The following is a 24,362-nucleotide window of genomic DNA, read 5'->3' on the forward strand; positions in this document are numbered from 1 at the left end:
CACGGGGCTGGCCTTCCTCGCCCTCTTCGCCTTCGGCCTTCCCTTTCCCGTGGTGATCATCGCGGCCGGGCTCCATGGCTTCGTCCGGAACGCGGGCGTGCCGGAGGCGGCCGCCGCCCGGCTCCCTGCTTTCGGCCGGCTCGGCCGCACCGTATCCCTGTGGGGTGCGGCATGGCTCGTGCCGCTCGCTGCCCTGATCCTCCTCCTCGGGCCGGACCATGTGCTCAGCGAGGTGGGCGTGTTCTTCTCGACCCTCGCCGTCGTCACCTTCGGCGGCGCCTATGCGGTCCTGACCTACATGGCGCAGGCCGCGGTGGAGCAGCAGGGCTGGCTGACGGCTTCCGAGATGATCGACGGGCTGGCGCTGGCCGAGACGACGCCCGGGCCCTTGATCCTCGTCACGCAGTTCGTCGGCTATTTCGCGGGCTACCGGGAGCTGGGTTCGGCCTGGGGCGGGATCGCGGGAGCCTTCGTCACGCTGTGGATGACCTTCGCACCCTGCTTCCTCTGGATCTTCGCGGGCGCCCCTTACATTGACGCCATCGGCCGCAGGCCCAGGCTTTCGGGTGCGCTTTCCGCCATCACCGCCGCCGTCGTCGGCGTTATCCTGAACCTGTCGCTGTGGTTCGGGCTGCACGTGCTGTTCGGCGACGTCACGCGGCGCGAAGGCTGGTTCCGGCCGTGGGTGCCGGAGTGGGGCAATCTCGACTGGTTCTCCCTGGCGCTGAGCGTGCTCGCGGCCGTGGTTCTGCTCCGCTTCCATTTCGGGATCATCCGAACGCTTGCGCTCTGCGCTGCGCTCGGCGCGGCTTGGCGGCTGGCAGTTTAGCCCCAGCGCCAGAAGTCATTGCCCTCCTTGGCGAGGCTGCGGGCCAGCACCATCTTGTGCACCTCCGAGGCGCCGTCCACCAGCTTGGCGCAGCGCGCATAGCGGTAGATCCACTCGAGCACCGTGTCCTTCGAATAGCCGCGCGCGCCACAGAGCTGGACGCCCATGTCCGCCGCGCGGTTCAGCGTGTCGGCGACGTGGATCTTGGCCATCGACACCTCCTTCTGCGCCTTCTCGCCCCGGTCGAGCTTCCAGGCGGCGTGCATGGTGAGGAGCCGGCCCTTCTCGATCTCGGCCGCCACCTCCCCCAGCATGATCTGCACGCTCTCGTGTTCGGCCAGCGTCGTGCCGAAGGCCTTGCGCTCCTTCACATAGGCGTGGGCGATCTCGAGGCAGCGCTTCGACAGGCCGAGCCAGCGCATGCAGTGGGTGAGGCGTGCGGGCACCAGACGCATCTGCGTGAGCCGCAACCCGTCGCCCTCCTCGAGGAGCCGGTTCTCCTCGGGGATCTCGAGGCCCTCGAATTCGAGCTCGCAGGCGCCGCCCAGCTCCTCCGGCCCCATGGTGGGAATGCGGCGGAGGATGCGCCAGCCGGGCTGGTCCTTGTGGAACAGGAAGGCTGAAAGGCCGCGGCGCGGATCCTCCGAGGTGCGCGCCACGAGAATGTAGTGCGTGGCCCCCTCGGCGCCGGAGATGAACCACTTCCGCCCGTTCACGATGTATTTGCCGCCTTGCTTCTCGGCCCGGGTCAGCATCATGCCGCCGGGGTCGGAGCCCGAGCCCGGGTGCGGCTCCGTCATCACGAAGGCGGAGCGGATCTCGCCGTCGACGATGGGCTGCAGCCACCTGTCCTTCTCGGCCTCCGTCCTCAGCGCCTTGTTGAGGACGTTCATGTTGCCATCGTCAGGTGCTGCGCAGTTGAAGGCAAGCGGCCCGAAGATCGAGCGGTTCGCCTCCTCGTAGAAGGCGGCCCAGCCCACCATCGGAAGGCCCAGCCCCCCGCGCGCCTTCGGCATCTGCGGCGCCCAGAGGCCTGCGCCCCTCGCCTTCTCGCGCAGCGGCTTCAGCACCTCGAGGCGGATGTTCTCGTGCGCGTCGTAATTGGCGCGGTCGGCCTCGAGCGGCATTACATGGGTTTCGACGAAGCTGCGCACCTTGAGGCGGAGGGCTTCGATTTCTGGCGGCAGGGTGAAATCCATCTGACCTTCTTTCCTATGCGAGGCTGTGGCCGCCGTCGACGAACACGGAGGCGCCGGTCATGAAACCGGAGGCGCGCGGCGCGGCGAGGAGCAGGAGCGCGCCATCGAGATCCGACGGGTCGCCGGCGCGGCGCTGGGGAATGCGGCGGATCATCTCCTGTCCGGCGGGGCTCGCGAGATACGCGTCCGTCATCTCGCTGTGGATGTAGCCGGGGCAGATGGCGTTGACGCGAATGCCGTGGCGCGCCCATTCCAGCGCCTGCGCCTTCGTCATGTGCAGGACAGCGGCCTTGCTGACCGCGTAGGCCGCGGAGGACACGCCGACCCTTTCGGCAACGAGAGACGCGATGTTGATGATGGCGCCGGGGCGCTTTGCCCCGGCCAGGCGGGCAGCGAAGGCGCGCGACAGGTGCCACACGGAATCGACATTCGCCTGCTGCACCGCCCGCCACTCCTCCTCCGGCGTATCGAGGATGCGCCGGCCGCTGGCGATCCCGGCATTGTTGAGGAGAAGGCTGAGCGATCCTGCCAAGCGCTCCGCCTCCTCCAGCGCTGCGGGGAAGCTCGCCGTGTCGGTGACGTCCAGGACGAGGGGCAGGATGGCGGGATGTTCTTCTGCAAGCGCCGCCAGCCGCTCGGACCGCCGCGCGGCCGCAACCACTTTCGCGCCATGGGCGGCGAGCACCTGGGCAAAGCGGCGGCCCAGGCCGGAGGAGGCCCCGGTCACCAGCGCCACCTCGCCGGAAAGGTCGAAAAGCCGTTGCGCCGGCGTGACTTGGGCCATCGGTTGGACTTACCCCTTCGCTCGGGCTATCTAGACGCCAAATCACTGCTCCTTCAAGGTTCCGAAATGTCGTACCTGCCCCTCGTCGGACTGCCGGCTGACACCCATGAGAGCCACGGCTTCCTGTTTCATTCGATCGGCGACAAGTATGTGCGCGCCGTGGCCGAGGTTGCGCTGTGCACGCCGGTGATGATCCCCTCGATGATCGACGCGCTGGAGATCGACTCGCTGCTCGACCACTTCGACGGCATCGTGATGACGGGGGCGGTCTCCAACGTCCATCCGCCGCATTACGGGGAGCAGCCCTCCGCCGCGCACGAGCCCTACGACCACGCGCGCGACGCGACCACGCTCAAGCTCATCGAGCGGGTTCTGGCGCGAGCCATGCCGCTGTTCTGCATCTGCCGCGGTTTTCAGGAGCTGAACGTGGTGATGGGCGGCACCCTCGAGACGGAACTGCAGGATGTGGAGGGCCGCATCGACCACCGGGCGCCGAAGCACGAGGACGTGGAGGTGCGCTATGCGCCGGCCCACGCCATCAACATCCGCCCGGGCGGCCAGCTCGAAAAGATCCTCGGCAAGCGCGAGACCATGGTGAACTCGATCCACCGCCAGGGCATCAAGCGGCTCGCCAAGGGTCTTGCGGTGGAGGCCACGGCGCCAGACGGCATCATCGAGGCCGTCTCGGTGCGCGATGCCCGGAGCTTCGCCATCGGCACGCAGTGGCACCCCGAATACAAGGCGCTGAACAACCCGGATTCGGTGAAGCTGTTCACAGCCTTCGGCAACGCCGTGCGCGCCTATGCCAAGACGCGCGGCGCCCCCGCGCGGGCGATCGCCTGAAGGCAGACTCGTCGAGGGAGGTCCTCGGCCCTCTCACAGCATCGACGGCAGCACGCGGTCCGGCGGGTTGTGGCCGTCGACCCAGGTCTTGATGTTGATGATGACCTTCTCGCCCATGTCGATGCGGCCCTCGATGGTGGCCGAGCCCATGTGCGGCAGCAGCACGGCCTTCTTGGCCTTGAGAAGGCGCGGGTTCACCGCCGGCTCGTGCTCGAACACGTCGAGGCCGGCGCCGCCGAGCTCACCCGATTCGAGCATGCGGGCCAGCGCATTCTCGTCGATCACCTCGCCGCGCGCGGTGTTGACGATGATCGCCTCCTTCTTCATCAGCTTCAGGCGGCGCGCCGAGAGCAGGTGATAGGTGGCGGGCGTGTGCGGGCAGTTGACGGAGACGATGTCCATGCGCGCCAGCATCTGGTCGAGGCTTTCCCAGTAGGTGGCCTCGAGCTCCTCCTCGATCCTGGCGTGAACGGGCTTGCGGTTGTGATAGTGGATCTGAAGGCCGAAGGCCTTGGCGCGGCGTGCCAGTGCGGTTCCGATGCGGCCCATGCCGATGATGCCCAAGCGCTTGCCGCCGATCCGGTGGCCCAGCATCCAGGTGGGCGACCAGCCGGCCCAGCTGTTGTCCGGCCCGATCACCTTCGCCCCCTCGATGATGCGGCGGGAGACGGCCATGATCAGCGCCATGGTGAAGTCCGCCGTGTCCTCCGTCAGCACGCCCGGCGTGTTGGTCACCGTGATGCCGCGCGACAGCGCCGTCTCGACGTCGATGTTGTCGACGCCGGTGCCGAAGTTGGCGATGAGCTTCAGCTGCTCGCCCGCCTGCATCAGCACCGCCTTGTCGATTCGGTCGGTGACGGTCGGGACCAGAACCTCCGCCGTCTTCACGGCCTCCACCAGTTCCGCCTTGCCCATCGGTTCGTCGTTGGCGTTCAGCCTCGTGTTGAACAGCTCCATCATCCGGGTCTCGACGACGTCCGGAAGCTTGCGGGTGACGACGACGAGGGGCTTTCGCTTGCTCATGCGGTGATCCTGGCTCCGGTCTCGGCTCTCAACACAATGTTAACCCTGGCCGACCAATCCTGTCATTGATCCATGCCGTTCCTCCGTTTGCACGGGAGGGCGCGTGGTGTAAACTGGCTTTGTGTCGAAGGGCAGCCGCCGGCGGGACGGGCGGTGCGGCGGTCCTCCAGGGGATTTTGACGAACATGGCGGGACAGCCGGCCGCAACGCGGCGATTTGGCTCCATCATTCTGAGCGTGGCATGCATCGGGGTCGCGGCGGCCGTCGGCTGGTCCGTCTTCGGCAAGCGGGCCGAATCACAGGCCAAGCCGGCGCCGGGCGAGATCACCGGCTCGATCGACAGCGAGGCGCCGCGTTCCGTGGGCCCCTCGGGCCTGCCGATCCCGCGTTTCGTCTCGCTGAAGGCGGAAAAGGTGAACGTGCGGCGGGGGCCGTCGAGCGATCATCCCGTGGCCTGGGTATTCCAGCGCAAGGGCCTGCCCGTCGAGATCGTTGCCGAATTCGAGAACTGGCGGCGGGTGCGCGATTCCGACGGCGAGGAAGGCTGGATCCTGCAGAACATGCTCTCCGGCAAGCGCACAGCGGTGATCGCCCCCTGGAAGCAGGGACAGACCGTGACGCTCCACAATGCGCCCAAGGACGGGGCCTCGCTGGTCGCCCGGGTGGGTGCCGGCGTCGTGGGCGAAGTCGAGGGCTGCGACGGCCAGTGGTGCGAAGTCACCGCCGGCGGCTATGACGGCTATGTCGAGCAGACGCAGCTATGGGGCGTCTATCCCGGCGAGCGGGTGGACTGAGATCGTCTTCCCTTCTCCGTCGGGAGACGGAATTTCCGGCCTCACCCTCCAAACCCGTCCCAGAAGGCCTTGGCCTTGGCGAAGAAGCCTTCCGATTCCGGGCTGTTGTTGCGGGCTTCCTTCTCGAACTCCTTCAGAAGCTCGCGCTGGCGCCGGGTGAGGTTGACGGGGGTTTCGACCGCCACCTGGATATACATGTCGCCCGTCTGGGAAGAGCGCAACACCGGCATGCCCTTGCCCTTGAGGCGGAACTGCTTGCCGGTCTGGGTGCCGTCCGGGATGGTGACACGCGCCTTCTTGCCGTCGATGGTCGGCACTTCGATCTCGCCGCCCATCGCCGCCACCGTCATCGAGACGGGCACCTTGCAGAAGAGATCCGCGCCGTCGCGCTGGAAGAACTCGTGCGGCCTGACCGACAGGAAGATGTAGAGATCGCCCGAGGGGCCGCCGCGCAGTCCCGCCTCGCCCTCGTTGGCGAGCCGGATGCGGGTGCCGTCCTCCACCCCCGCCGGGATGTTGACGGAGAGTGTCCTCTCCTTGGTGACGCGGCCCTGGCCGCCGCAGGCGGTGCAGGGATCCGAAATCACCTGGCCGCGGCCCTGGCAGGTGGGGCAGGTGCGCTCCACCGTGAAGAAGCCCGACTGCGAGCGCACCGCGCCCTGCCCGCCGCAGGTGGCGCAGGTCTTGGGGCTCGAGCCCGGCTTGGCGCCGGTGCCGCTGCAAGTCTCGCAGGAGACGGAAGACGGAACCCGGATCTGCGCCGTCTTGCCGGTGAAGGCCTCGGTAAGGCTGATTTCCATGTTGTAGCGGAGGTCCGCGCCACGGGCCGCGCCGCCCGTGCCGCGCCCGCCGCGCCGGCCACGGCCCGCGCCGCCGCCGCCCATGAAGTCGCCGAAGAGGTCCTCGAAGATGTCCGACATCGAGGAGTTGAATTCGGGGCCGAAGCCCGCCCCGCCGGGGCCGCGCCCGCCGCCGCCCATTCCGCCCTCGAAGGCCTGGTGGCCGAACCGGTCATAGGCCGCCTTCTTCTGCGGATCCTTCAGGACGTCATAGGCCTCGTTGATTTCCTTGAACTTGGATTCGGCCGTCTTGTCGCCGGGGTTGGCGTCGGGGTGAAACTGCTTGGCGAGCTTGCGATAGGCGGCCTTCAGCTCCTTCTCGTCGGCCGACTTGCCGACGCCCAGAACTTCGTAAAAGTCGCGCTTGGCCATAGATGAATACCGCTAGGGGTTACCGCCCTTCTGGACCGCGCAGGCCGGCCTTCAGAGCGTGGGGAATTCCACGTTTCGGATATAGCAGAACCCCGCCCCGCGCTGCGAGCCCGAGGGGCCGGCGACGTGAAGCGGGGTTCCGGATGGCATCGGGACTCAGACCTTCTTGTCGTCGTCCTTCACTTCCTCGAAGTCGGCGTCGACCACGTCGTCCGCGCTGCCGCCGGCGGCACCCGCGTCACGCTGGGCGTCCGCCTCGGCCTGGGACTGCTGCGCCTTGTACATGGCCTCGCCGAGCTTCATGGAAGCCTGTGCGAGGGCGTTGGTCTTCTCCTTCACGGCCTCGGCGTCGCCGGTCTCCAGCGTGGACTTCAGGTCCGCGATGGCGGCCTCGATCGCCGACTTGTCGGCGGCGGAGACCTTGTCGCCGAATTCCGCAAGCGACTTCGAGGTCGAGTGGATCAGCGCTTCGGCGTGGTTCTTGGACTCCACCAGCTCCTTGCGCTTCTTGTCCTCGGCGGCGTTGGCTTCCGCCTCCTTGACCATCTTCTCGATCTCGGAGTCGGAGAGGCCGCCCGAAGCCTGGATGCGGATCTGCTGCTCCTTGTTCGTCGCCTTGTCCTTGGCGGACACGTTGACGATGCCGTTGGCGTCGATGTCGAAGGTCACCTCGATCTGCGGCACGCCGCGCGGGGCGGGCGGAATGCCCATCAGGTCGAACTGGCCCAGCATCTTGTTGTCGGCCGCCATTTCACGCTCGCCCTGGAAGACGCGGATCGTCACGGCCGTCTGGTTGTCGTCGGCGGTCGAGAAGACCTGGCTCTTCTTGGTCGGGATCGTGGTGTTGCGGTCGATGAGGCGCGTGAACACGCCGCCCAGCGTCTCGATGCCGAGCGACAGCGGCGTCACGTCGAGGAGGAGGACGTCCTTCACCTCGCCCTTCAAGACGCCGGCCTGGATCGCGGCGCCGATGGCGACGACCTCGTCAGGGTTCACACCCTTGTGCGGCTCCTTGCCGAAGAACTGCTTCACCGTCTCGATGACCTTCGGCATGCGGGTCATGCCGCCGACGAGAACCACCTCGTCGATCTGGCCCGCCGTGACGCCGGCATCCTTGAGGGCGGCGCGGCAGGGCTCGATCGTCTTCTGGATGAGGTCATCCACGAGCGCTTCGAGCTTGGCGCGGGTGAGCTTCAGCGTGAGGTGCTTCGGCCCCGTCTGGTCGGCGGTGATGAAGGGCAGGTTGATCTCGGTCTGGGCCGAAGACGAAAGCTCGATCTTGGCCTTCTCGGCTGCCTCCTTCAGGCGCTGCAGGGCGAGCTTGTCCTTGCGGAGGTCGATGCCCTGCTCCTTCTTGAACTCGTCCGCGAGGTAGTCGACGATGCGCATGTCGAAGTCTTCGCCGCCGAGGAAGGTGTCGCCGTTGGTCGACTTCACCTCGAACACGCCGTCGCCGATCTCGAGGATCGACACGTCGAAGGTGCCGCCGCCCAGGTCATAGACGGCGATCGTGCCGGAGTTCTTCTTGTCGAGGCCGTAGGCGAGAGCGGCCGCCGTCGGCTCGTTGATGATGCGCAGCACCTCGAGGCCGGCGATCTTGCCGGCGTCCTTGGTGGCCTGGCGCTGGGAATCGTTGAAATAGGCGGGAACGGTGATGACGGCCTGCGTCACCGGCTCGCCGAGGTAGCGCTCGGCGGTTTCCTTCATCTTGGTGAGGGTATAGGCGGAGATCTGGGAGGGCGAGAACTTCTTGCCCCGGCTCTCGACCCAGGCGTCGCCGTTGTCGGCCTTGACGATGTTGTAGGGGACGAGCTTCTTGTCCTTCGCCACCATGGGATCGTCCATGCGGCGGCCGATCAGGCGCTTGATCGCGAAGAAGGTGTTCTCGGGGTTGGTCACCGCCTGGCGCTTGGCGGGCTGGCCGACGAGCGTTTCGCCGTCGTTGTTGAACGCCACGATCGAGGGGGTGGTGCGGGCACCCTCGGCGTTCTCGATCACCTTCGGGTTCTTTCCTTCGATGACCGCCACGCAGGAGTTGGTGGTGCCGAGGTCGATACCAATCACTTTCGCCATCTTGATCCTCCAATTGGCAGGCAGACCTTGGGAAGCCCCGACAGGCACTTCCCAGACCCCTTTTGGGGGAGTCCGCCTCCTGATTCAGACATTGCTTCCGGACGCCCTGATTCCCAGGAGCCGGTGTTCGTTGGCTATATAGGCAGGGGGTTTGGGCCTATCAAGCGGTTCGCCCGCCCATTTTGACGTGGCTCAATCGAGGAGCACCACGCTCTCCTGCTCGTTGGGATCGGTGCGGGCGATGACGGCGCGGACCGGCTTGTCCGTCGGGTTGTAGGGCTGGTGGGGAACGCCGGCCGGGATATAGCAGAAATCTCCCGCCCGGATCTGCATCACCTCCTCCAGATTGGGTCCGTGGCGCATCTCGGAATAGCCTTCGAGGACATAGATCGCCGATTCATGGGCCTCGTGGTAATGGGGCCTGGCGCAGCCGCCGGGCGGGATCGTCACGATGTGCATGCAGAGCTTCTCCGAACCTGCCGATTCCGCGGAAATGCCCGAGAAATAGGAAAGCCCCTGCTTTCCGTCGTAGCTTTCGCCGCCGCTGATCAGTCTGCAGGTCTTCATGGCGCGCTCTCCTCCGAAAACCATCCCGGGACGGGACTATGTGGAGAAAGGTATTGCGGGCACAAGCCCCCGCAAGCGATAGCACGGCAGGGAGGCAGGACCATGGGCCACTACGACATCGCCGTGATCGGCGCCGGGGCAGCGGGGCTGGCCGCGGGGCTTCGGCTTCAGTCGGCGGGCAAGAGCTTCATCGTGCTCGAGGCGCGGGACAGGATCGGCGGACGGGCCTTTACCGATACGGCAACGCTGGGCCTGCCGTTCGACTGCGGCGCGCATTGGCTCCACGCGGCGGCGCAAAACCCCTTCACGACGATCGCCGACCGGCTGGGGTTCCGCTATGCCCGGATGGCGTGGTCGGACTACCTGATCCACACGGCCGGCGCGCCCGCCCCAAATGCATTGATCGAGGACGCCTCGATGGAATTCGGCCGCGCGATGGGCCGGATCGCAGAAGCTGGGCAAGCGGGACTGGATGTTGCCTTCTCCGACTGCGTCGGCCCGGCCGGCCGCTGGACGCCCCTCATCCGCCAGATCATCGGCCAGATCACATCGCACGATCCGGAAGACTGCTCGACGCGTGACTACGCCCGCTACGAAGACGGAGGCGGCGACTACCCCGTCGAAGCCGGGTTCGGGGCGCTGGTGGCGTCCAACGCGGCGGGCCTGCCGGTCACGCTTTCAACACCGGTCACGTTGATCGACTGGTCGGGACGGCTCGTACGGCTCGAAACACCGCGTGGTACCCTCACCGCCCGAACCGTCATCCTCGCCGTTCCCGTCAACGTCCTGATCGCGGAAGGGATTCGCTTCGCGCCTGCCCTTCCGGCAGCGCTCATCGAGGCGTTCCACGACTGCCCCATGGGCGTTTCGGAAAAGATCGCCCTGCTCCTCGACGGGCCCGTCGAGGGCTTGGGCCACCTCTATGGCGACGTCGTCGACCTGTCGGAGCAGGCAAGGCCACCCTTCAACCTGCATGTGAACCCGTTCGGGCGCCCGCTCCTCGTCTCGCACCTTGCGGGCTCCTGGGGGCGGGAGATGGAAAAGCTGAGCGATGCCGCGGCCATGGCCGTCGCACTGGAGGCGCTGGCAGAGGCTTTCGGTGCAAGCATGAAGAAACGCGTGGTCAGGATGCTGCGCACGCACTGGGCTTCCGATCCTCACACGCTCGGCGGCTATTCCCATGCGAAGCCAGGCCGGGCGGACTCGCGCTTCCTGTTCTCGGAACCCGTTGGCGAGCGCATCGTGCTGGCGGGCGAGCACTGCTCCATCCCCTTCTATTCCACCGTCCACGGGGCGCATCTGTCGGGGATCGCGGCGGCGGAGACGGCGATGGGGTTGGTCCGCCCTTAGCTGGCCTCAGCCCTCGGCCTTGGCCACTCCCACCATCGCCGGGCGGAGGCAGCGGTCGCCGATGGCGAAGCCGGACTGCATCTCCTGGACCACGGTGCCGGGCGGGTGGTCCTTCGTCGGCATCTCGAACAGGGCCTGGTGGAAGTTGGGGTCGAACTTTGCGCCGACCGTATCGACTTTCCGGATGTTGTAGCGCTGGAAGACGTTGAGCAACTCACGCTCGGTCATTTCCACGCCGGCGAGCAGGTTTTTCGTCGCCTCGTCGGCTTTTTCCCGCGCTTCCGGAGAAACGGCGGCGAGGGCGCGGCTCATGTTGTCGGCGACGCTCAGCAGGTCGCGCGCGAAATTCGTGGCGGCATAAAGGGTTGCTTCCGCCTTCTCGCGCTCGGCGCGCTTCCTCAGATTGTCCATGTCGGCGGCGGTGCGGAGCAAACGGTCCTTCAGCGCCGCGGCCTCCTCCTTGAGTTGCGCGATCTCGAGGTCCCGCGCATCGATCTCGGCGGCGGGCTCCGGCGTCTCCTGGGCTGCCGCTTCAGGGGCAGTCTGGGGCGCGGGCTGCCCGGCGCCGTTTGTGTGCTCAGGGGATTTCGTATCGTCAGCCATGGCTGAAGCTTTCCAGTCCATTGATTTACGGGATGGCAGCCATATCGGCTGCCCCGCCCCAAAAATCAAGTGAGGAGCCGTCCGATGGCCTTGGCGGTATAGTCCACCATCGGGATGATCCGGGCATAGTTCATGCGGGTCGGCCCGATGATGCCCATGACGCCGACGATCTTCTCCTCCGCGTTGCGGTAGGGCGAAACGATGATGGAACTCCCCGAAAGCGAGAACAGCCGGTTCTCGGAGCCGATGAAGATCCGCACCCCCTCCCCCTGCTCGGCGGCCCCCAGGAGGTGGACGAGCTCCTTCTTGTTCTCGATGTCCTCGAACAGCTTGCGGATGCGCTCCAGGTCGGCGGCGGCTGTCGAGTTCTCGATCAGGTTCGCCTGGCCCTTGACGATCAGCGTCTTGTCGTCGGCATCCGCCTCGCCGGACCACTGGCCGATCCCGGCCTCCACGATCCGGGCCGAGATCTCGTCCAGCTCACGGCGCAGGCTCTGCATCTCCTCGCGCACGAAGCGCTGCACCTCGTCGATGGTCTTTCCCTGGAACCTGGTCGAAAGATAATTCGAGGCCTGGGCGAAGGTCGAGGGCGGCAGCCCGCGCGGCACCTCGATCACCCGGTTCTCGACGCTGCCGTCTTCCCCCACCAGGATCACCAGCGCCCGCCCGGGGCCCAGGTTGACGAATTCGATGTGCTTCAGCCTCGCGTTGATCTTGGGCGCCAGGATCACCCCGGCGCAGTGCGAGAGGCCGGAAAGGAGTGTCGTCGCCTCACCCAGCACGTCCTCGATCCGGCGCTGGCGGTTCGAGGCGGCGATCTGGGCGTCGATGCGGGCGCGCTCGTCGGCGCTCATGGAGCCCACCTCCATCACGGCGTCGACGAAGAAGCGCAGGCCCTGCTCGGTCGGCACCCGGCCTGCGCTGGTATGGGGGGAGAAGATCAGCCCGGCGTCCTCGAGGTCCATCATCACGTTGCGGACCGAGGCAGGCGAAAGGTTCTGCGGCAGGATGCGCGAGATGGTGCGGGAGCCCACCGGCTCGCCCGTCTCGAGATAGGTGTCGACGAGGCGGCGGAAGATGTCGCGCGAGCGCTGGTCGAGGCCGGCAATGCCGGAAAGCCGCTCCTCCGAAACGGGTCTGGGCGGGATCATGCTCATGGGTGCCAATGTAGAAATCAAGTTGGCGCGGGTCAATCGAGGGGGTAGAAGCCCGGTTTTCGCAACAGGGAACAGACCATCATGCGCCCATCGGGACGGAAACCCGACGAATTGCGCGCCGTGAGCTTCGAGCGCGGCTTCACCCGGCATGCGGAAGGCTCATGCCTCGTCCGCTTCGGGGACACGCACGTGCTGTGCACCGCCTCGCTCGAGGAGAAGGTGCCGCCTTGGCTCAAGGGCGGCGGCAAGGGCTGGGTGACGGCGGAGTACGGCATGCTGCCGCGTGCCACGCATGAACGCACCAGGCGCGAGGCGGCGTCGGGCAAGCAGTCCGGCCGCACCCAGGAAATCCAGCGCCTCGTCGGCCGGTCGCTGCGTGCGGTGGTCGATCTCGTGGCGTTGGGCGAGCGCCAGATCACGCTCGACTGCGACGTGCTGCAGGCCGACGGCGGAACGCGCACGGCGGCGATCACCGGCTCGTGGGTGGCCCTCTTCGACTGCCTGAAGTGGATGGAGCAGCGCGCCATGTTCCGGCAGTGGCCCCTGAAGGACCATGTCGCCGCCATCTCCTGCGGCATCCATGGCGGGGTGCCGGTTCTGGACCTCGACTACCCGGAGGATTCCTCCGCCGGAACCGACGCCAATTTCGTGATGACGGGATCGGGCGGCATCGTGGAGATCCAGGGCACGGCAGAGGGCGAGCCCTTCTCCGAGGCGACACTCCATGAACTTCTGGCGCTGGCCAAGAGGGGCATCGCGGAACTGGTCGCGAAGCAGAAGGCGGCGATCGCCTGATGCGCGCCACCCGCATCCTGGAGACCGTCCTCTATGGCCGCGACATTGCCGCAATGCGCGCCTTCTACGAGGGCGCGCTGGGCCTCGAGGTCTACAGCGAGGCGCCGGGAAAATTCGTGTTCTTCCGCATGGCGGAGCAGATGCTGCTCGTCTTCAACCCGGATGTGACCATCGCGCAGAAGGCGGAGGACGGCCCCCCGCCCCATGGCACGCAGGGCACCGGCCACGCCTGCCTGCGCTGCGGTGAAGGCGAACTCGAAGCCTGGGCGCGGCATCTGGAGACCAGGGGCATCGCCGTCGAGAAGACGATCGACTGGCCCAGGGGCGGGCGATCGATCTATTTCCGCGATCCTGCCGGCAATTCGCTGGAGTTCTCCGACGGTGCGCTGTGGGGCTTCCGGCCGATGCGCACGCTGGCGGGGAAGAAGATCGTCATCGCCACCCACAACAAGGGCAAACGCGCCGAGTTCGACGCCCTGCTGAAGCCCTATGGCGTAGAAGCGGTGTCCGCCGGAGACCTGGGGCTGCCCGAGCCCGCCGAAACCGAGAACAGCTTCGCCGGCAATGCCCGCATCAAGGCGCTCTCGGCCATGCGGGCGAGCGGCCTCATCGCCGTTTCCGACGACTCGGGCCTCTGCGTCGAGGCGCTCGGCGGCGAACCGGGCGTCCACACCGCGGACTGGGCGGGGCCGGACCGCGACTGGAACCGCGCCATGCGCCTTGTCGAGGAGAAGCTGCAGGCCAAGGGCGCCACCATGCCTGAACAGCGCCGCGCCCATTTCACCTGCACGCTGTGCGTCGCCTGGCCGGACGGCGAGGAGCGCATCTACGAAGGCCGCGCGGCGGGAACCCTCGCCTGGCCGCCGCGCGGCGCGCTGGGCCACGGCTATGACCCGATGTTCGTGCCGGATGGCGAAAGCCGCACCTTCGCCGAGCTCGCCCCCGAAGAGAAGAACCGCATCTCGCACCGCGCCAAGGCGCTGGAAAAACTCGTCCGTGACCTCTTCTGACGCCTTCGGCATCTATGTGCATTGGCCGTTCTGCAAGGCCAAATGCCCCTATTGCGACTTCAACAGCCATGTCCGGCACGAGCCCGTCGACGCGCTCTCCTTCGCGCGCGCGCTTTCCCGGGAGCTCGCATGGTTCGCGGATCGCACGAGGGGCCGCACCGTCACCTCGATCTTCTTCGGCGGCGGCACGCCTTCGCTGATGCCGCCCGATGCCGTGGGCCAGGTGCTCGATACGGTCGGCAAGCTGTGGAGCGTCGCGCCGGACGTCGAGACCACCCTCGAGGCCAACCCGACCTCGGTCGAGGCGGAGAATTTCCGCGGCTACCGCGCGGCCGGCGTGAACCGCGTCTCGGTGGGCGTGCAGGCGCTCGATGAAAACGATCTGAAAGCGCTGGGCCGCCAGCATTCGCCGGAGGAGGCGCTCGCCGCCTTCCGCCTTGCCGCGAAGGTGTTCCCGCGCGTGTCCTTCGACATGATCTATGCCCGGCCCGGCCAGACGCCGGAGACCTGGCGCGAGGAGCTTTCCCGCGCCCTGGCCGAGCAGCAAGGCCACATGTCGCTCTACCAGCTCACCATCGAGCCCGGCACCGCCTACTTCGACCTGCAGGAACGCGGCAAACTCGCAACCCCAACGGATGACCGCGCCGCCGATCTCTACGACCTCACGCAGGAGCTGACCGAGAAGGCGGCGCTCCCGGCCTACGAAGTCTCGAACCACGCCGCAACGGGCGAGGAATCGCGCCACAACCTGCTCTACTGGCGCTACGGCGAATATGCCGGCGTGGGCCCCGGCGCGCACAGCAGGCTGGCGGAAGGCGAGAACCGCCGTGCGCTCGTTGCGGAGAAGCACCCGGAGGCCTGGCGCGCCCTGGTGCAGGCGCAGGGCCACGGCATCGTCTCGGATGTGCTCGTCCCGCCCATCGAGCAGGCGAACGAATATCTGCTCATGGGGCTGCGCATCGCCGAAGGAATCGACATGGACCGTTACGAGGCTCTCGCGGGCCGCGGGTTCGATTCCTCGAAGCTCGCCGGAATGAAGTCCATGGGCCTCGTCAAGCGGCATGGGCGGCGCCTGATGGTGACGGCCGACGGCCGCAAGCTGCTCAATGCCGTGATTGCGGAACTGGCGTCGTAACAGTAATCATCCTTTGGTCTTGGCGTCACCCCGGCGCAGGCCGGGGTCCAGCTCTGGCGCCACGAAGGAAGCTGGATCCCGGCCTTCGCCGGGATGACGGATGAGGGTGGAGTACCACGGAAAGATGAGCGACGGCCCCCGCACATACATCATCGGCGCCCACCGCTACGAGGCGGAGCCGCTGGCGCCGGGGCTCCACGTGGTGGCCACCCCCATCGGCAACCTCGGCGACATCACGCTCCGCGCGCTCTCCACGCTTGCCGCTGCCGACATGGTGCTCTGCGAGGACACGCGCACGAGCGGGAAGCTCATGGAACGTTTCGCTATCAAGGCGCGCCTTTCACCCTATCACGAGCACAATGCGCGCGAGGCGCGGCCGCACATCCTCGAACGGCTGAAGCAGGGCGCTGCCATCGCCTTGATCAGCGACGCCGGCATGCCGCTCGTCTCCGACCCCGGCTACCGGCTGGTGAAGGAGGCGGCGGAGCTTGGCATTCCGGTCACCGCCTGCCCCGGCCCTTCCGCCGTGCTCACCGGCCTCGCCCTGTCGGGGCTGCCCACCGACCGCTTCCTCTTCGCCGGCTTCGTGCCGCAGAAGCAGGGCGAGCGAAAGAGGCTCTTCGACGAGCTCGCGAAGCTCAAGGCCACACTTATCTTCTTCGAGAGCCCGCACCGCATCCTCGAGACGCTGCACGAGCTCGCCATGGCACTCCCCGGCCGCAGCGTGGCGGTGACGCGCGAGCTGACGAAGCTCCACGAGGAGGTGCTGCGCGGCTCGGTCAAAGAGGTGGCGGCCGCACTCGAGGCCCGGGCCGCCATCAAGGGCGAAATCACGCTGCTCGTCGGCCCGCCGGCGGAAGAAGAGGCTGCTTCCGAGGAGGACATCGACGCGGCGATTTCCGAAACGCTTAGGCAGATGCCCGCCAGCAAGGCGGCCTCGGAACTGGCGAAGCGCTTCAACCTCAACAGGGCCGACATCTACCAGCGAATCCTCGCCCGCAAGGAAAACGATGGCGCGTGACCGCCGGAAGTCAGAGGAGGCGGGCCGCTTCGCCGAGAGCGTGGCGCTGTGGTACCTGCGATTCAAGGGCTGGCGGCTTCTTGCCCGCCGCTACAAGTCGCCCGCCGGCGAGGTCGATCTGGTGATGCGGCGGCACGGCGTCACCGCCTTCATCGAGGTGAAGGCGCGCGCGACGCCCGATGGGGCGGTCTCCTCCGTCACCCCGCGGCAGGCGAGGCGCATCTCCGCCGCCGCCCGGCAGTTTCTCGCGGAAGACCGCAAGGCTGCCCTGCAATGCTGCCGTTTTGACATCCTCGCGGTGAGCCCCTACCACTGGCCGCGGCATATCGAGAACGCTTTCGAAGGAGATGCATGAGCATGGCGCTGAAGGTGGCGGTGCAGATGGACCCGATCCAGTCCATCAACATCACGGGCGACTCGACCTTCGCCATGATGCTTGAGGCGCAGGCGCGCGGCCACGGCCTCTTCTACTATCAAACGAAGACGCTGGCGCTCGAGAACGGAACGCTCTTCGCCACGGGGCATGACATCAAGGTCAGGGACGAGAAGGGCAATCACTTCACCCTCGGCGAGGAGCGGCGCGCCGATCTCGGCGCCTGCGACGTGGTGCTGATGCGCCAGGACCCGCCTTTCGACATGGGCTACATCACCGCCACCCACATGCTGGAGGCGATCCACCCGAAGACGCTCGTCGTCAACGATCCGAAGGAAGTGCGGAACGCGCCGGAAAAGCTGTTCGTCCTCAACTACGGGCAGTTCATGCCGGAGACGCTCATCACGCGCGATCCCTTCGAACTGGCCGAGTTCCGCCGCCGCCATGGCGACATCATCCTGAAGCCGCTCTACGGCAATGGCGGCGCCGGCGTGTTCCGGCTGGGCGAGAGCGACCAGAATTTCTCCGCCCTTCTCGAACTCTTCACCCAGAGCTTCCGCGAACCCTTCATCGCGCAGAAGTACCTGCCCGCGGTGCGCAAGGGCGACAAGCGCATCATCCTCGTCGACGGCAAGGCGGTGGGCGCCATCAACCGCGTGCCGGCCGTGAACGAGAACCGCTCCAACATGCATGTGGGCGGCAAGCCCGAGCCCGCCAGCCTGACCAAACGCGAGCACGAGATCTGCGAGGCGCTGGGGCCGGACCTGAAGGCGCGCGGGCTCGTCTTCGTCGGCATCGACGTGATCGGCGATTATCTCACCGAGATCAACGTCACCTCGCCCACCGGCATCCGCGAGGTGAAGCGCTTCGGCGGCGCCGACATCGCGAGCCTGATCTGGGACGCGATCGAGGCGCGCCGGTAGCTCATCGTCAGACGATCGCGGCCAGTTCGCTCAGGTCCTTGATCAGGCCGGCAGGCTTTCCCGGGATGCGGTCGTCCTTGAGGCCGAAGCGGTCGACCCGCACCGACTGGAAGCCGAACTGCGCGGCGCCCTGCGCGTCCCAGGTGTTGGCGGAAACGAAGCAGATCGCCGGCGCGTCGTGGATCTGCAGCTTCTGCATGGCATGGCGGTAGACCCGGCGGCTTGGCTTGTAGATGCCGACATCCTCGACCGAGAGCACCATGTTGAAGAGCTTGTCGAGGCCGGCGTGGCGCACCGCCGCGTCGAGCATGGAGGGGCTGCCGTTGGAAAGGATGGCGGTGAGCCTGCTCCTCGCCCTTACCGCCTCGAGCGCCTCCGCCGCCTCGGGGTAGGCGTCGAGCTTCAGGTAGAGCGCCATGATCTCGTCCTTGAGGCCGGGCTCGTCCACGCCGTGCTGCTCGAGGGCATAGTCCAGCGCCTCGCCGGTGACGTGCCAGAAATCGGCATGCACGCCCATGAGGCTCCTGAGCCAGGTGTATTCGAGCTGCTTCTGGCGCCAAAGCCGGGAGATTTCCTCGGCCTTCTCGCCGATCTCGGGCGCCAGCTTCCGCATCGGCGCATGGACGTCGAACAGCGTGCCATACGCGTCGAACACGCAGGCCCTGATCCCCTGCAGCCTCTCCATGCTTCCTCTCCCGCAAAGCCCGGACTATGATTAGCGCAAAGCGGGTAGGTTACAAATGGCACATGACGGGCACCACCACGACCATGACCACGAAGGATCGGAGCTTTCGCCCATCGCGCTGCGGGTGAAGGCACTGGAGTCGCTTCTCGTCGAGAAAGGCTATGTCGACCCCAGGGCGCTCGACGTCCTGATCGAGACCTACGAGACGAAGATCGGCCCCCGGAACGGCGCGCGCGTGGTGGCGAGGGCCTGGGCGGACTTGGACTTCGCCGAATGGCTGAAGCGCGATGCCACCGCGGCGATCGCCTCGCTCGGCTACCAGGGCCGCCAGGGCGAGCACATGGTGGCGCTGTTCAACACGCCCGAAACGCACAACATGGTCGTCTGCACGCTGTGCTCCTGCTACCCCTGGCCGGTTCTGGGGCTGCCGCCCGTCTGGTACAAGTCCATGCCCTACCGCTCGCGCGCGGTGATCGAGCCGCGCGAGGTGCTGAAGGAGTTCGGCGTGGAACTTCCCGAGGGCAAGGACGTGCGCGTGTGGGATTCGACCGCCGAGATCCGCTACCTCGTGATCCCGGAGCGCCCGGCGGGAACGGAAGGATTTGGCGAGGAGCAGCTGGCCGAACTCGTCACCCGCGATTCGATGATCGGCACCGGGCTGGCGAAATCACCGGCATGAACGGCGCGCACGACATGGGCGGCTTCACCGGCTTCGGGCCGGTGAGGCCCGAGGCGGACGAGCCCGTCTGGCACGCGGAATGGGAGCCGCGCGCCTTCGCGCTCGTGCTGGCCATGGGCATGACGGGGATGTGGAACATCGACGAGGCCCGCCACGCGCGCGAGCGACTGCCGGCCATGCAGTACTGGCGGTCGAGCTACTACGAGATGCGGCATTACGCCCTCGTCCTGCAGCTGATAGAGCTCGGGCTGGTGACGGCGGCGGAGGAAGAGCAAGGCCGCATGGCTGTTCCGCCATTGCCCGTGAAGCGGGTCGCGAGGGCTGAAGCAATTCCCGCCATTCTCGCCGCCGGCGGCCCGGCGGACCGGCCCAGCAATCGCCCGCAGGGCTTTGTCCCCGGCGACAGGATCCGTGCACGGACGATATCCCCGGAGGGCCACACCCGGCTTCCCCGCTACGCACGCGGCAAGGCGGGCGAAGTCGTGGCGGTGCATGGCACGCATGTGTTGCCCGACTCCAACGCCCACGGCCTCGGCGAAGACCCGCAGTGGCTCTACACCGTGCGCTTCACGGGGCGGGAACTCTGGGGCAAGGAGACGAAGGACTCGGTCTGCATCGACCTCTGGGAACCCTATCTGGAGAAACTCGCATGAACGGTGCGCATGACTGCGGCGGCATGATGGGCTTCGGCCCGGTGCGGCCGGAGAAGGACGAGCCGGTGTTCCACGCCCCCTGGGAATCGCGCATGTTCGCGCTGATGGCGGCGGTGGGAGACGTCGGCGGCTGGACGCTCGACGAGGACCGCTCGGCCTGCGAATCCATGCATCCCGGCCATTACATCGCTTCGAGCTACTACGAGCACTGGCTGAACGGGATCGAGATCCTCCTCCCGCGCCACGGCCTCGCCACCGCGGCGGAGATCGCCTCGGGCAAGGCCTCAGCGCCCGCGAAGCCCGTAACACCCACCGCGCCGGAGGCCGTGTGGCCCGCCGTCAGCGCGCCTGGCAGCTACCGCCGGGACGTGCCCGCCGCCCCCGCCTTCAAGATTGGAGACCGGGTGCGCGCCCGCAACATGAACCCTCATGGGCACACGCGCCTTCCGCGCTACCTCAGGGGCCACGCGGGCGAGATCGTCGCCTGGCACGGTGCCCATGTGTTTCCGGATGCGAACGCCCATGGCAGGGGCGAGGACCCGCGCCACCTCTACACGGTGCGCTTCTCCGCCGCCGAGGTGTGGGGGAGCCCGTCGCGCGACGCGATCCATGCCGATCTGTGGGAGCCCTATCTTGAAGCTCGCTGACTCCGATCGCCTGCCGAAGGACGCCGACGGCCCCGTCTTCGCCGAGCCATGGGAGGCGCAGGCCTTCGCCATGGCGGTGAAGCTCAACGAGGCGGGCGTATTCCAGTGGACCGAGTGGGCGGAAGCCCTGGGCGCCGAACTGAGGGCGCAGCCGGACCGGCCTTACTACGAAAGCTGGCTCGCCGCACTCGAGCGCCTGGTCGAGGCCAAGGGCGTCCTGAGCGGGCAAGAGCGCATCGCCCGCGTCGCAGCGTGGGACCGCGCGGCGAAGGCCACGCCGCACGGAAAGCCGATCGTGCTCAGCCGAGATTGAGCAGGAAGGGGAACTGCTCGATCAGCCAGTAGCTCACCGCCTGCACGCCGCCGGTGATGAACATGAAGCCCGAGACCACCAGCAATGCGCCCGCCACCCGCTCCACCGTGCGCAGGTGCTTCCGGAATCCCGCCATGAAGCCCATGAAGGTGCCCACCCCCGCCGCTGCCAGCATGAAGGGAATGCCGAGCCCCGCCGAATAGACCGCGAGAAGGCCCGCACCCATGAGGATGTCCTGCTCGCTCGCCGCGATGGTGAGGATGGTGCCAAGCACCGGCCCGATGCAGGGCGTCCAGCCGAAGGCGAAGGCGAGCCCGATCAGATAGGCGCCGAACAGCCCGCCGGGGTGGGAGTCGTGCCGGTAGCGCACCTCGCGCGAGATCCACAGCAGGCGGAAGGCACCAAGAAAGTGGAGCCCCATGGCGATGATGACGAGCCCCGCCACGGTGGTGATCGGGTTGAAGGAAAAGCCGAAGAGCTCAACCTGGCGGGCGAGCTCCGTCCTGAGCAGGCTGCCGATCCAGGAGGCGCTGGCGCCCAGGATCACGAAGACCGTGGAAAAACCCAGGACGAACATGAGGGCGGCGAGCAGCGTGCGGCGGCGCTCCTCCTGCGGGCGTGCCTTGTGGTCCACCAGCTCCTCGAGCGAGGTGCCGGTGATGAAGCACAGATAGGGCGGCACCAGCGGCAGCACGCAGGGGCTGAGGAAGCTGATGGCGCCGGCGAACAGCGCGGCGCCGATCGAAACGTCGAGCGACATGATCCCTCATCTGGCAGCTAACACGGCGCGGCGCAATTCACCGCGGGGCCGCAGCCCCTGACATTCCGGTGAGGCTTGACTGCGCTGGACGGAAACAGGTATGTTATATTATAACATTACATAGAGGATACCTTGCATGCGCCGATTTCTCGTTCCGCTCGCCCTCCTGCTCGCCTCCGCTCCTGCCGTGGCGCAGCCGAAGGTTGTCGCCAGCGTGATCCCGGTTCATGGGATCGTGTCGGCCGTGATGGGGGACAAGGGCCAGCCGGAACTCCTCCTCGCGGGCAGCATGCCGGAGCATCGGGCCAGCTTCTCGCCCCAGCAGATCAAGGAGCTCGGAGAGGCCGACCTCGTCTTCATCATCGGACAGGGCCTCGAGGCCAAGCTGTCGCAGATGAGCGGAACGGAAGCGGTGAACGGCAGGCGCTTCGTCGAGCTCGCCGCCGCGCCCGGCGTCACGACCCTGCCCGTTCGCCAGGGCGGGACCTGGGAGACGCACGATCACGCCCACGAGGAGGAGCACGGGCACGAGGAAGGCGAAGGCCACGACGAGGGCGTTCTCGCCTTCGACCCCCATGTCTGGCTCGATCCGGCGAACGCCAAGGCCATGGCGCTCGCCGTGGCACAGGAGCTGGCCAAGGCGGACCCGGGTAACGCGGCCCTCTATCTCCGCAACGCCGAGGATTTCGCCCGTTCCGTGGACGAGACGGCGGAAGCGATCGAGGCTGAGCTCGAGGGCGTGAAGACCACGCCCTACGTGGTCTTCCACGATGCCTACCAGTATTTCGAGAGGCGGTTCGGGCTGGCGGCGGCAGGATCGATATCGGACGTTTCGGCCGCAGCACCTTCGGCCCAGCGCCTGCGGGAGATCCGGCGGAAGATCACCGAGGTGAAGGCGGCCTGCGTTTTCCGGGAGCCGCAATATGACAATAAGGTGGTGGCGACCGTCGTCGAGGGAACGGCTGCGCGAGAGGGCGTGCTCGACCCGATCGGCGCGGATGTGGCGCCCGGCCCGCTGGCATACCAGCAAATTCTCAGGAACCTGGCGGCCAGCCTGAGGCAGTGCCTCGCGGGCTGACCGGGCGCTTCACTTTTTTGCCGCATTGCCCCATCATTCGTCAGAAAAATCAAGAGTAGTGGGCAATGATCATCCGTCACCGGGCCGCCGCCGCAGCCCTTCTGGCCGCCGTAGGCCTCGCCGCCCCCGCGGCGATGGCACATCCGCATGTGTGGATCGAGATGCGATCCGACGTGGTGTTCAACGAGCAAGGTCAGGTCAGCGCGCTGAACCTGATGTGGACCTTCGACGACGCCTATGCGCAGATGGCCCTCGACGGGCTCGACACCAATGGCGACGGCGTCTACAGCCAGTCCGAGCTCGATCCGCTGACCAGGGAGAACATCGCCTCGCTCAAGGATTACGAGTTCTTCACGGTGTTGCGGTTCAACGGCCAGAAGCAGCCGATCGGCGAGGTCACGGAGTTCGGCCAGATCTGGTCCAACGACAAGCTGCAGCTTCACTTCCAGGTGCCGCTCAAGACGCCGGTCGATCCGACCAAGGGCGAGTTCGTCGCCAAGGTCTATGACCCCGATTTCTTCATCGCCATCGACTACGTGAAGGACGATCCGGTGACGGTGATCGGCGCCATGCCGAAATCCTGCCAGCTCGTCGTGAAGCCCGTTCCCACCGATGCGGAGGTCGAGCAGACGCGCGCCATGCTTTCCACCAAGGGACCTGACTGGAAGCCCGAGAACGACGAGGATTTCGGCGCCCTCTTCGCCCAGCCGGTCACCATCCAGTGCAAGGTGGCATGAGCCGGGCGTTCCTCGCCATCCTCGCCCTGTTCCTCATGGTCGTGGCCGCGCCGCCGCAGGCTGGCGCGCAGGCGGAGCAGCCCGCAGCCGAACAGGCGGCACCGCCCGTGAAGATCGACCGCAAGAAGCTTCTCGTGCAGCCGCGCAACAAGGACGGCACCCTGCAGCAGGTCTCCTTCTGGGAAGACCCGGTGCTGTGGGCGCGCGAGAAGCAGCAGGCCTTCTATGGCAAGCTTTCGGCGACGCTGCGCCAGATGAAGGGAAGCTCGCCGCTCGCCGCCACCTGGACGCTGATGCTGCTGAGCTTCGGCTACGGCGTGTTCCATGCTGCGGGGCCGGGCCACGGGAAGGCGGTGATCTCCGCCTGGCTGCTCGCCACCGAGAACGACCTGAAGCGCGGCATTCTCATCTCCTTCATGAGCGCCATCATCCAGGCGCTCACCGCAATCGTGCTGGTGAGCGTTCTGTTCCTCGTGGTGGCGAGCGTCGGCTCCACGGCGCGCAGCATCGCCGGGCTCCTCGAAAGCGCCAGCTACGGGCTGATCGCGCTGCTCGGTCTCTGGCTCATCGTTACGGGGCTGCTGATGCTGCGGCCCTCGCGGGCGCTCGCCGTGCCGCAGCCCGCCCTCGCCGGCGTCGCCATGCGCCAGTCCACCGGCCTCCACGACTTCACGGGTTTCGAGCCGCTGAGGTCCCATGGCGCGACGGCCGATCACGTGCACGGCCCTGATTGCGGCTGCGGCCACGCGCATGTCCCGGCCGCCCGGGACGTGAGGGGCGACTGGTCCTTCGCCAAGGCCTTTTCGCTCGCCTTCGCCGTCGGCATCCGGCCCTGCACCGGGGCAATCCTGGTGCTGGTCTTCGCCAACGGGCTCGGGCTCTACTGGGCGGGAATTTCCTCGGCCTTCGCCATGGCGGCGGGCACCTTCATCACGGTTTCCGTCATCGCGGCGGTCGCCGTCTATTCGAAGCGGCTCGCCGCACGGCTGATGCGCGGCAACTCGCGCCTGCTCGACTGGTTCGGCATCGGGCTCCGCTTCGCGGGGGGCCTCGCCATCGCCTTTCTCGGAACGATCCTGTTCCTCGGCTCGTTGGGCTCCACCAACGCCATGATGTGAGC

General features: G+C 67.0%; 27 protein-coding genes. 17 read left to right on the forward strand and 10 right to left on the reverse strand.

Annotated elements, in window-relative coordinates; genetic code table 11:
• Nucleotides 1-829, forward strand: an 829-nt coding sequence (locus ACK4HL_RS12650) for a chromate transporter (protein ID WP_409760826.1), incomplete at its 5' end; no start/stop codon positions are given.
• Here the strand turns inward: ACK4HL_RS12650 and ACK4HL_RS12655 are convergent.
• Nucleotides 826-2,028 carry an acyl-CoA dehydrogenase family protein gene (locus ACK4HL_RS12655; protein WP_409760828.1) on the reverse strand — a complete coding sequence of 401 codons (1,203 nt, stop codon included), beginning with the start codon at nt 2,026-2,028 and terminating at the stop codon, nt 826-828. The two genes, ACK4HL_RS12650 and ACK4HL_RS12655, sit on opposite strands and share 4 nt — an antisense overlap.
• A gap of 13 nt (nt 2,029-2,041) precedes the next feature.
• A complete protein-coding gene (locus tag ACK4HL_RS12660; RefSeq protein ID WP_409760830.1) occupies nt 2,042-2,812 on the reverse strand; it encodes an SDR family NAD(P)-dependent oxidoreductase in 771 nt (256 codons plus the stop codon).
• A gap of 66 nt (nt 2,813-2,878) precedes the next feature.
• Here ACK4HL_RS12660 and ACK4HL_RS12665 point away from each other — a divergent pair, with 66 nt between their 5' ends.
• Entirely contained in the window at nt 2,879-3,655 is a 777-nt protein-coding gene (locus ACK4HL_RS12665) for a gamma-glutamyl-gamma-aminobutyrate hydrolase family protein (protein WP_409760832.1), read from the forward strand.
• 33 nt (nt 3,656-3,688) lie between these two features.
• Here the strand turns inward: ACK4HL_RS12665 and ACK4HL_RS12670 are convergent, their stop codons facing one another.
• Nucleotides 3,689-4,678, reverse strand: a complete 990-nt coding sequence (locus tag ACK4HL_RS12670; RefSeq protein WP_409760834.1) for a 2-hydroxyacid dehydrogenase — start codon at nt 4,676-4,678, stop codon at nt 3,689-3,691.
• 185 nt (nt 4,679-4,863) lie between these two features.
• On the opposite strand from ACK4HL_RS12670, the gene ACK4HL_RS12675 reads away from it, so the two are divergent.
• The gene (locus ACK4HL_RS12675) at nt 4,864-5,472 is read left to right on the forward strand and encodes an SH3 domain-containing protein (protein ID WP_409760836.1); all 609 of its coding nucleotides are present in this window, start codon (nt 4,864-4,866) and stop codon (nt 5,470-5,472) included.
• Nucleotides 5,473-5,513: 41 nt separating this feature from the next.
• On the opposite strand, the gene dnaJ is transcribed toward ACK4HL_RS12675, so the two are convergent.
• From dnaJ to ACK4HL_RS12690, 3 genes are all read right to left on the reverse strand, one after another.
• Nucleotides 5,514-6,683, reverse strand: coding sequence for a molecular chaperone DnaJ (dnaJ, locus tag ACK4HL_RS12680; protein WP_409760838.1), 1,170 nt, complete (start codon nt 6,681-6,683; stop codon nt 5,514-5,516).
• A gap of 156 nt (nt 6,684-6,839) precedes the next feature.
• Nucleotides 6,840-8,756 (reverse strand): molecular chaperone DnaK, encoded by a 1,917-nt coding sequence (dnaK, locus tag ACK4HL_RS12685; protein WP_409760840.1) that lies wholly within the window; start codon nt 8,754-8,756, stop codon nt 6,840-6,842.
• A gap of 192 nt (nt 8,757-8,948) precedes the next feature.
• Nucleotides 8,949-9,323 carry a cupin domain-containing protein gene (locus ACK4HL_RS12690; RefSeq protein ID WP_409760842.1) on the reverse strand — a complete coding sequence of 125 codons (375 nt, stop codon included), beginning with the start codon at nt 9,321-9,323 and terminating at the stop codon, nt 8,949-8,951.
• Between the two features lie 102 nt (nt 9,324-9,425).
• Between ACK4HL_RS12690 and ACK4HL_RS12695 the strand changes: the two genes are divergently transcribed.
• The gene (locus tag ACK4HL_RS12695) at nt 9,426-10,673 is read left to right on the forward strand and encodes a flavin monoamine oxidase family protein (protein ID WP_409760844.1); all 1,248 of its coding nucleotides are present in this window, start codon (nt 9,426-9,428) and stop codon (nt 10,671-10,673) included.
• Nucleotides 10,674-10,679: 6 nt separating this feature from the next.
• On the opposite strand, the gene grpE is transcribed toward ACK4HL_RS12695, so the two are convergent.
• Nucleotides 10,680-11,276, reverse strand: a complete 597-nt coding sequence (gene grpE, locus ACK4HL_RS12700) for a nucleotide exchange factor GrpE (RefSeq protein WP_409760846.1) — start codon at nt 11,274-11,276, stop codon at nt 10,680-10,682.
• A gap of 65 nt (nt 11,277-11,341) precedes the next feature.
• On the reverse strand, nt 11,342-12,427 hold the full coding sequence (hrcA, locus tag ACK4HL_RS12705) for a heat-inducible transcriptional repressor HrcA (RefSeq protein ID WP_409760848.1): 1,086 nt from the start codon (nt 12,425-12,427) through the stop codon (nt 11,342-11,344).
• Nucleotides 12,428-12,514: 87 nt separating this feature from the next.
• Here hrcA and rph point away from each other — a divergent pair, with 87 nt between their 5' ends.
• The 6 genes from rph to gshB all read left to right on the forward strand — a co-directional run bounded on the left by rph (nt 12,515) and on the right by gshB (nt 17,690).
• Nucleotides 12,515-13,228, forward strand: a complete 714-nt coding sequence (gene rph / locus ACK4HL_RS12710) for a ribonuclease PH (protein ID WP_409760850.1) — start codon at nt 12,515-12,517, stop codon at nt 13,226-13,228.
• Nucleotides 13,228-14,238 (forward strand): RdgB/HAM1 family non-canonical purine NTP pyrophosphatase, encoded by a 1,011-nt coding sequence (gene rdgB / locus ACK4HL_RS12715; RefSeq protein ID WP_409760852.1) that lies wholly within the window; start codon nt 13,228-13,230, stop codon nt 14,236-14,238. The genes rph and rdgB overlap by 1 nt, the downstream gene beginning before the upstream one ends.
• Nucleotides 14,225-15,373: a radical SAM family heme chaperone HemW gene (hemW, locus tag ACK4HL_RS12720; RefSeq protein WP_409760854.1), complete on the forward strand. Its 1,149-nt coding sequence runs from the start codon at nt 14,225-14,227 to the stop codon at nt 15,371-15,373. Before rdgB ends, hemW begins: the two co-directional genes overlap by 14 nt.
• Before the next feature lie 124 nt (nt 15,374-15,497).
• Nucleotides 15,498-16,394, forward strand: coding sequence for a 16S rRNA (cytidine(1402)-2'-O)-methyltransferase (gene rsmI / locus ACK4HL_RS12725; protein ID WP_409760856.1), 897 nt, complete (start codon nt 15,498-15,500; stop codon nt 16,392-16,394).
• Nucleotides 16,384-16,749 (forward strand): YraN family protein, encoded by a 366-nt coding sequence (locus ACK4HL_RS12730; protein WP_409760858.1) that lies wholly within the window; start codon nt 16,384-16,386, stop codon nt 16,747-16,749. The genes rsmI and ACK4HL_RS12730 overlap by 11 nt, the downstream gene beginning before the upstream one ends.
• Nucleotides 16,746-17,690 carry a glutathione synthase gene (gene gshB, locus ACK4HL_RS12735; RefSeq protein WP_409760860.1) on the forward strand — a complete coding sequence of 315 codons (945 nt, stop codon included), beginning with the start codon at nt 16,746-16,748 and terminating at the stop codon, nt 17,688-17,690. Before ACK4HL_RS12730 ends, gshB begins: the two co-directional genes overlap by 4 nt.
• A 7-nt stretch (nt 17,691-17,697) precedes the next feature.
• Here the strand turns inward: gshB and ACK4HL_RS12740 are convergent, their stop codons facing one another.
• A complete protein-coding gene (locus tag ACK4HL_RS12740) occupies nt 17,698-18,375 on the reverse strand; it encodes a haloacid dehalogenase type II (RefSeq protein ID WP_409760862.1) in 678 nt (225 codons plus the stop codon).
• A gap of 55 nt (nt 18,376-18,430) precedes the next feature.
• On the opposite strand from ACK4HL_RS12740, the gene nthA reads away from it, so the two are divergent.
• From nthA to ACK4HL_RS12760, 4 genes are read left to right on the forward strand one after another with little or no spacing between them, the layout of a single operon-like run.
• Nucleotides 18,431-19,054, forward strand: coding sequence for a nitrile hydratase subunit alpha (gene nthA, locus ACK4HL_RS12745; protein WP_409760864.1), 624 nt, complete (start codon nt 18,431-18,433; stop codon nt 19,052-19,054).
• Entirely contained in the window at nt 19,051-19,707 is a 657-nt protein-coding gene (gene nthB / locus ACK4HL_RS12750) for a nitrile hydratase subunit beta (protein WP_409760866.1), read from the forward strand. The genes nthA and nthB (ACK4HL_RS12750) overlap by 4 nt, the downstream gene beginning before the upstream one ends.
• Nucleotides 19,704-20,354 carry a nitrile hydratase subunit beta gene (gene nthB, locus ACK4HL_RS12755; protein WP_409760868.1) on the forward strand — a complete coding sequence of 217 codons (651 nt, stop codon included), beginning with the start codon at nt 19,704-19,706 and terminating at the stop codon, nt 20,352-20,354. Before nthB (ACK4HL_RS12750) ends, nthB (ACK4HL_RS12755) begins: the two co-directional genes overlap by 4 nt.
• Entirely contained in the window at nt 20,317-20,667 is a 351-nt protein-coding gene (locus tag ACK4HL_RS12760) for a nitrile hydratase accessory protein (RefSeq protein WP_409760870.1), read from the forward strand. The genes nthB (ACK4HL_RS12755) and ACK4HL_RS12760 overlap by 38 nt, the downstream gene beginning before the upstream one ends.
• Here the strand turns inward: ACK4HL_RS12760 and ACK4HL_RS12765 are convergent.
• The gene (locus ACK4HL_RS12765; protein WP_409760872.1) at nt 20,654-21,427 is read right to left on the reverse strand and encodes a cytochrome c biogenesis CcdA family protein; all 774 of its coding nucleotides are present in this window, start codon (nt 21,425-21,427) and stop codon (nt 20,654-20,656) included. The two genes, ACK4HL_RS12760 and ACK4HL_RS12765, sit on opposite strands and share 14 nt — an antisense overlap.
• A gap of 136 nt (nt 21,428-21,563) precedes the next feature.
• Between ACK4HL_RS12765 and ACK4HL_RS12770 the strand changes: the two genes are divergently transcribed.
• From ACK4HL_RS12770 to ACK4HL_RS12780, 3 genes are all read left to right on the forward strand, one after another.
• Nucleotides 21,564-22,505 carry a zinc ABC transporter substrate-binding protein gene (locus ACK4HL_RS12770; RefSeq protein WP_409760874.1) on the forward strand — a complete coding sequence of 314 codons (942 nt, stop codon included), beginning with the start codon at nt 21,564-21,566 and terminating at the stop codon, nt 22,503-22,505.
• Nucleotides 22,506-22,570: 65 nt separating this feature from the next.
• Nucleotides 22,571-23,242, forward strand: a complete 672-nt coding sequence (locus ACK4HL_RS12775; protein WP_409760876.1) for a DUF1007 family protein — start codon at nt 22,571-22,573, stop codon at nt 23,240-23,242.
• On the forward strand, nt 23,239-24,360 hold the full coding sequence (locus tag ACK4HL_RS12780; protein WP_409760878.1) for a nickel/cobalt transporter: 1,122 nt from the start codon (nt 23,239-23,241) through the stop codon (nt 24,358-24,360). Before ACK4HL_RS12775 ends, ACK4HL_RS12780 begins: the two co-directional genes overlap by 4 nt.
• The last annotated feature ends 2 nt before the right edge of the window (nt 24,361-24,362 follow it).

The sequence above is a fragment of the Aestuariivirga sp. genome (assembly GCF_046294715.1).
GTDB lineage: Bacteria > Pseudomonadota > Alphaproteobacteria > Rhizobiales > Aestuariivirgaceae > Aestuariivirga.

What these genes read in the sequence shown, in the direction of transcription:
- ACK4HL_RS12780 (WP_409760878.1), top strand. Translation starts at nt 23,239, where the DNA reads ATGAGCCGGGCGTTCCTCGCCATCCTCGCCCTGTTCCTCATGGTCGTG.
- ACK4HL_RS12670 (WP_409760834.1), bottom strand. Translation starts at nt 4,678, where the DNA reads ATGAGCAAGCGAAAGCCCCTCGTCGTCGTCACCCGCAAGCTTCCGGAC.
- nthA (WP_409760864.1), top strand. Translation starts at nt 18,431, where the DNA reads ATGGCACATGACGGGCACCACCACGACCATGACCACGAAGGATCGGAG.
- ACK4HL_RS12770 (WP_409760874.1), top strand. Translation starts at nt 21,564, where the DNA reads ATGCGCCGATTTCTCGTTCCGCTCGCCCTCCTGCTCGCCTCCGCTCCT.
- dnaJ (WP_409760838.1), bottom strand. Translation starts at nt 6,683, where the DNA reads ATGGCCAAGCGCGACTTTTACGAAGTTCTGGGCGTCGGCAAGTCGGCC.
- hrcA (WP_409760848.1), bottom strand. Translation starts at nt 12,427, where the DNA reads ATGATCCCGCCCAGACCCGTTTCGGAGGAGCGGCTTTCCGGCATTGCC.
- grpE (WP_409760846.1), bottom strand. Translation starts at nt 11,276, where the DNA reads ATGGCTGACGATACGAAATCCCCTGAGCACACAAACGGCGCCGGGCAG.
- rsmI (WP_409760856.1), top strand. Translation starts at nt 15,498, where the DNA reads ATGAGCGACGGCCCCCGCACATACATCATCGGCGCCCACCGCTACGAG.
- nthB (WP_409760866.1), top strand. Translation starts at nt 19,051, where the DNA reads ATGAACGGCGCGCACGACATGGGCGGCTTCACCGGCTTCGGGCCGGTG.
- ACK4HL_RS12760 (WP_409760870.1), top strand. Translation starts at nt 20,317, where the DNA reads ATGCCGATCTGTGGGAGCCCTATCTTGAAGCTCGCTGACTCCGATCGC.
- ACK4HL_RS12740 (WP_409760862.1), bottom strand. Translation starts at nt 18,375, where the DNA reads ATGGAGAGGCTGCAGGGGATCAGGGCCTGCGTGTTCGACGCGTATGGC.
- dnaK (WP_409760840.1), bottom strand. Translation starts at nt 8,756, where the DNA reads ATGGCGAAAGTGATTGGTATCGACCTCGGCACCACCAACTCCTGCGTG.
- rph (WP_409760850.1), top strand. Translation starts at nt 12,515, where the DNA reads ATGCGCCCATCGGGACGGAAACCCGACGAATTGCGCGCCGTGAGCTTC.
- ACK4HL_RS12660 (WP_409760830.1), bottom strand. Translation starts at nt 2,812, where the DNA reads ATGGCCCAAGTCACGCCGGCGCAACGGCTTTTCGACCTTTCCGGCGAG.
- ACK4HL_RS12675 (WP_409760836.1), top strand. Translation starts at nt 4,864, where the DNA reads ATGGCGGGACAGCCGGCCGCAACGCGGCGATTTGGCTCCATCATTCTG.
- ACK4HL_RS12730 (WP_409760858.1), top strand. Translation starts at nt 16,384, where the DNA reads ATGGCGCGTGACCGCCGGAAGTCAGAGGAGGCGGGCCGCTTCGCCGAG.
- ACK4HL_RS12775 (WP_409760876.1), top strand. Translation starts at nt 22,571, where the DNA reads ATGATCATCCGTCACCGGGCCGCCGCCGCAGCCCTTCTGGCCGCCGTA.
- ACK4HL_RS12765 (WP_409760872.1), bottom strand. Translation starts at nt 21,427, where the DNA reads ATGTCGCTCGACGTTTCGATCGGCGCCGCGCTGTTCGCCGGCGCCATC.
- ACK4HL_RS12655 (WP_409760828.1), bottom strand. Translation starts at nt 2,028, where the DNA reads ATGGATTTCACCCTGCCGCCAGAAATCGAAGCCCTCCGCCTCAAGGTG.
- rdgB (WP_409760852.1), top strand. Translation starts at nt 13,228, where the DNA reads ATGCGCGCCACCCGCATCCTGGAGACCGTCCTCTATGGCCGCGACATT.
- nthB (WP_409760868.1), top strand. Translation starts at nt 19,704, where the DNA reads ATGAACGGTGCGCATGACTGCGGCGGCATGATGGGCTTCGGCCCGGTG.
- gshB (WP_409760860.1), top strand. Translation starts at nt 16,746, where the DNA reads ATGAGCATGGCGCTGAAGGTGGCGGTGCAGATGGACCCGATCCAGTCC.
- ACK4HL_RS12690 (WP_409760842.1), bottom strand. Translation starts at nt 9,323, where the DNA reads ATGAAGACCTGCAGACTGATCAGCGGCGGCGAAAGCTACGACGGAAAG.
- ACK4HL_RS12695 (WP_409760844.1), top strand. Translation starts at nt 9,426, where the DNA reads ATGGGCCACTACGACATCGCCGTGATCGGCGCCGGGGCAGCGGGGCTG.
- ACK4HL_RS12665 (WP_409760832.1), top strand. Translation starts at nt 2,879, where the DNA reads ATGTCGTACCTGCCCCTCGTCGGACTGCCGGCTGACACCCATGAGAGC.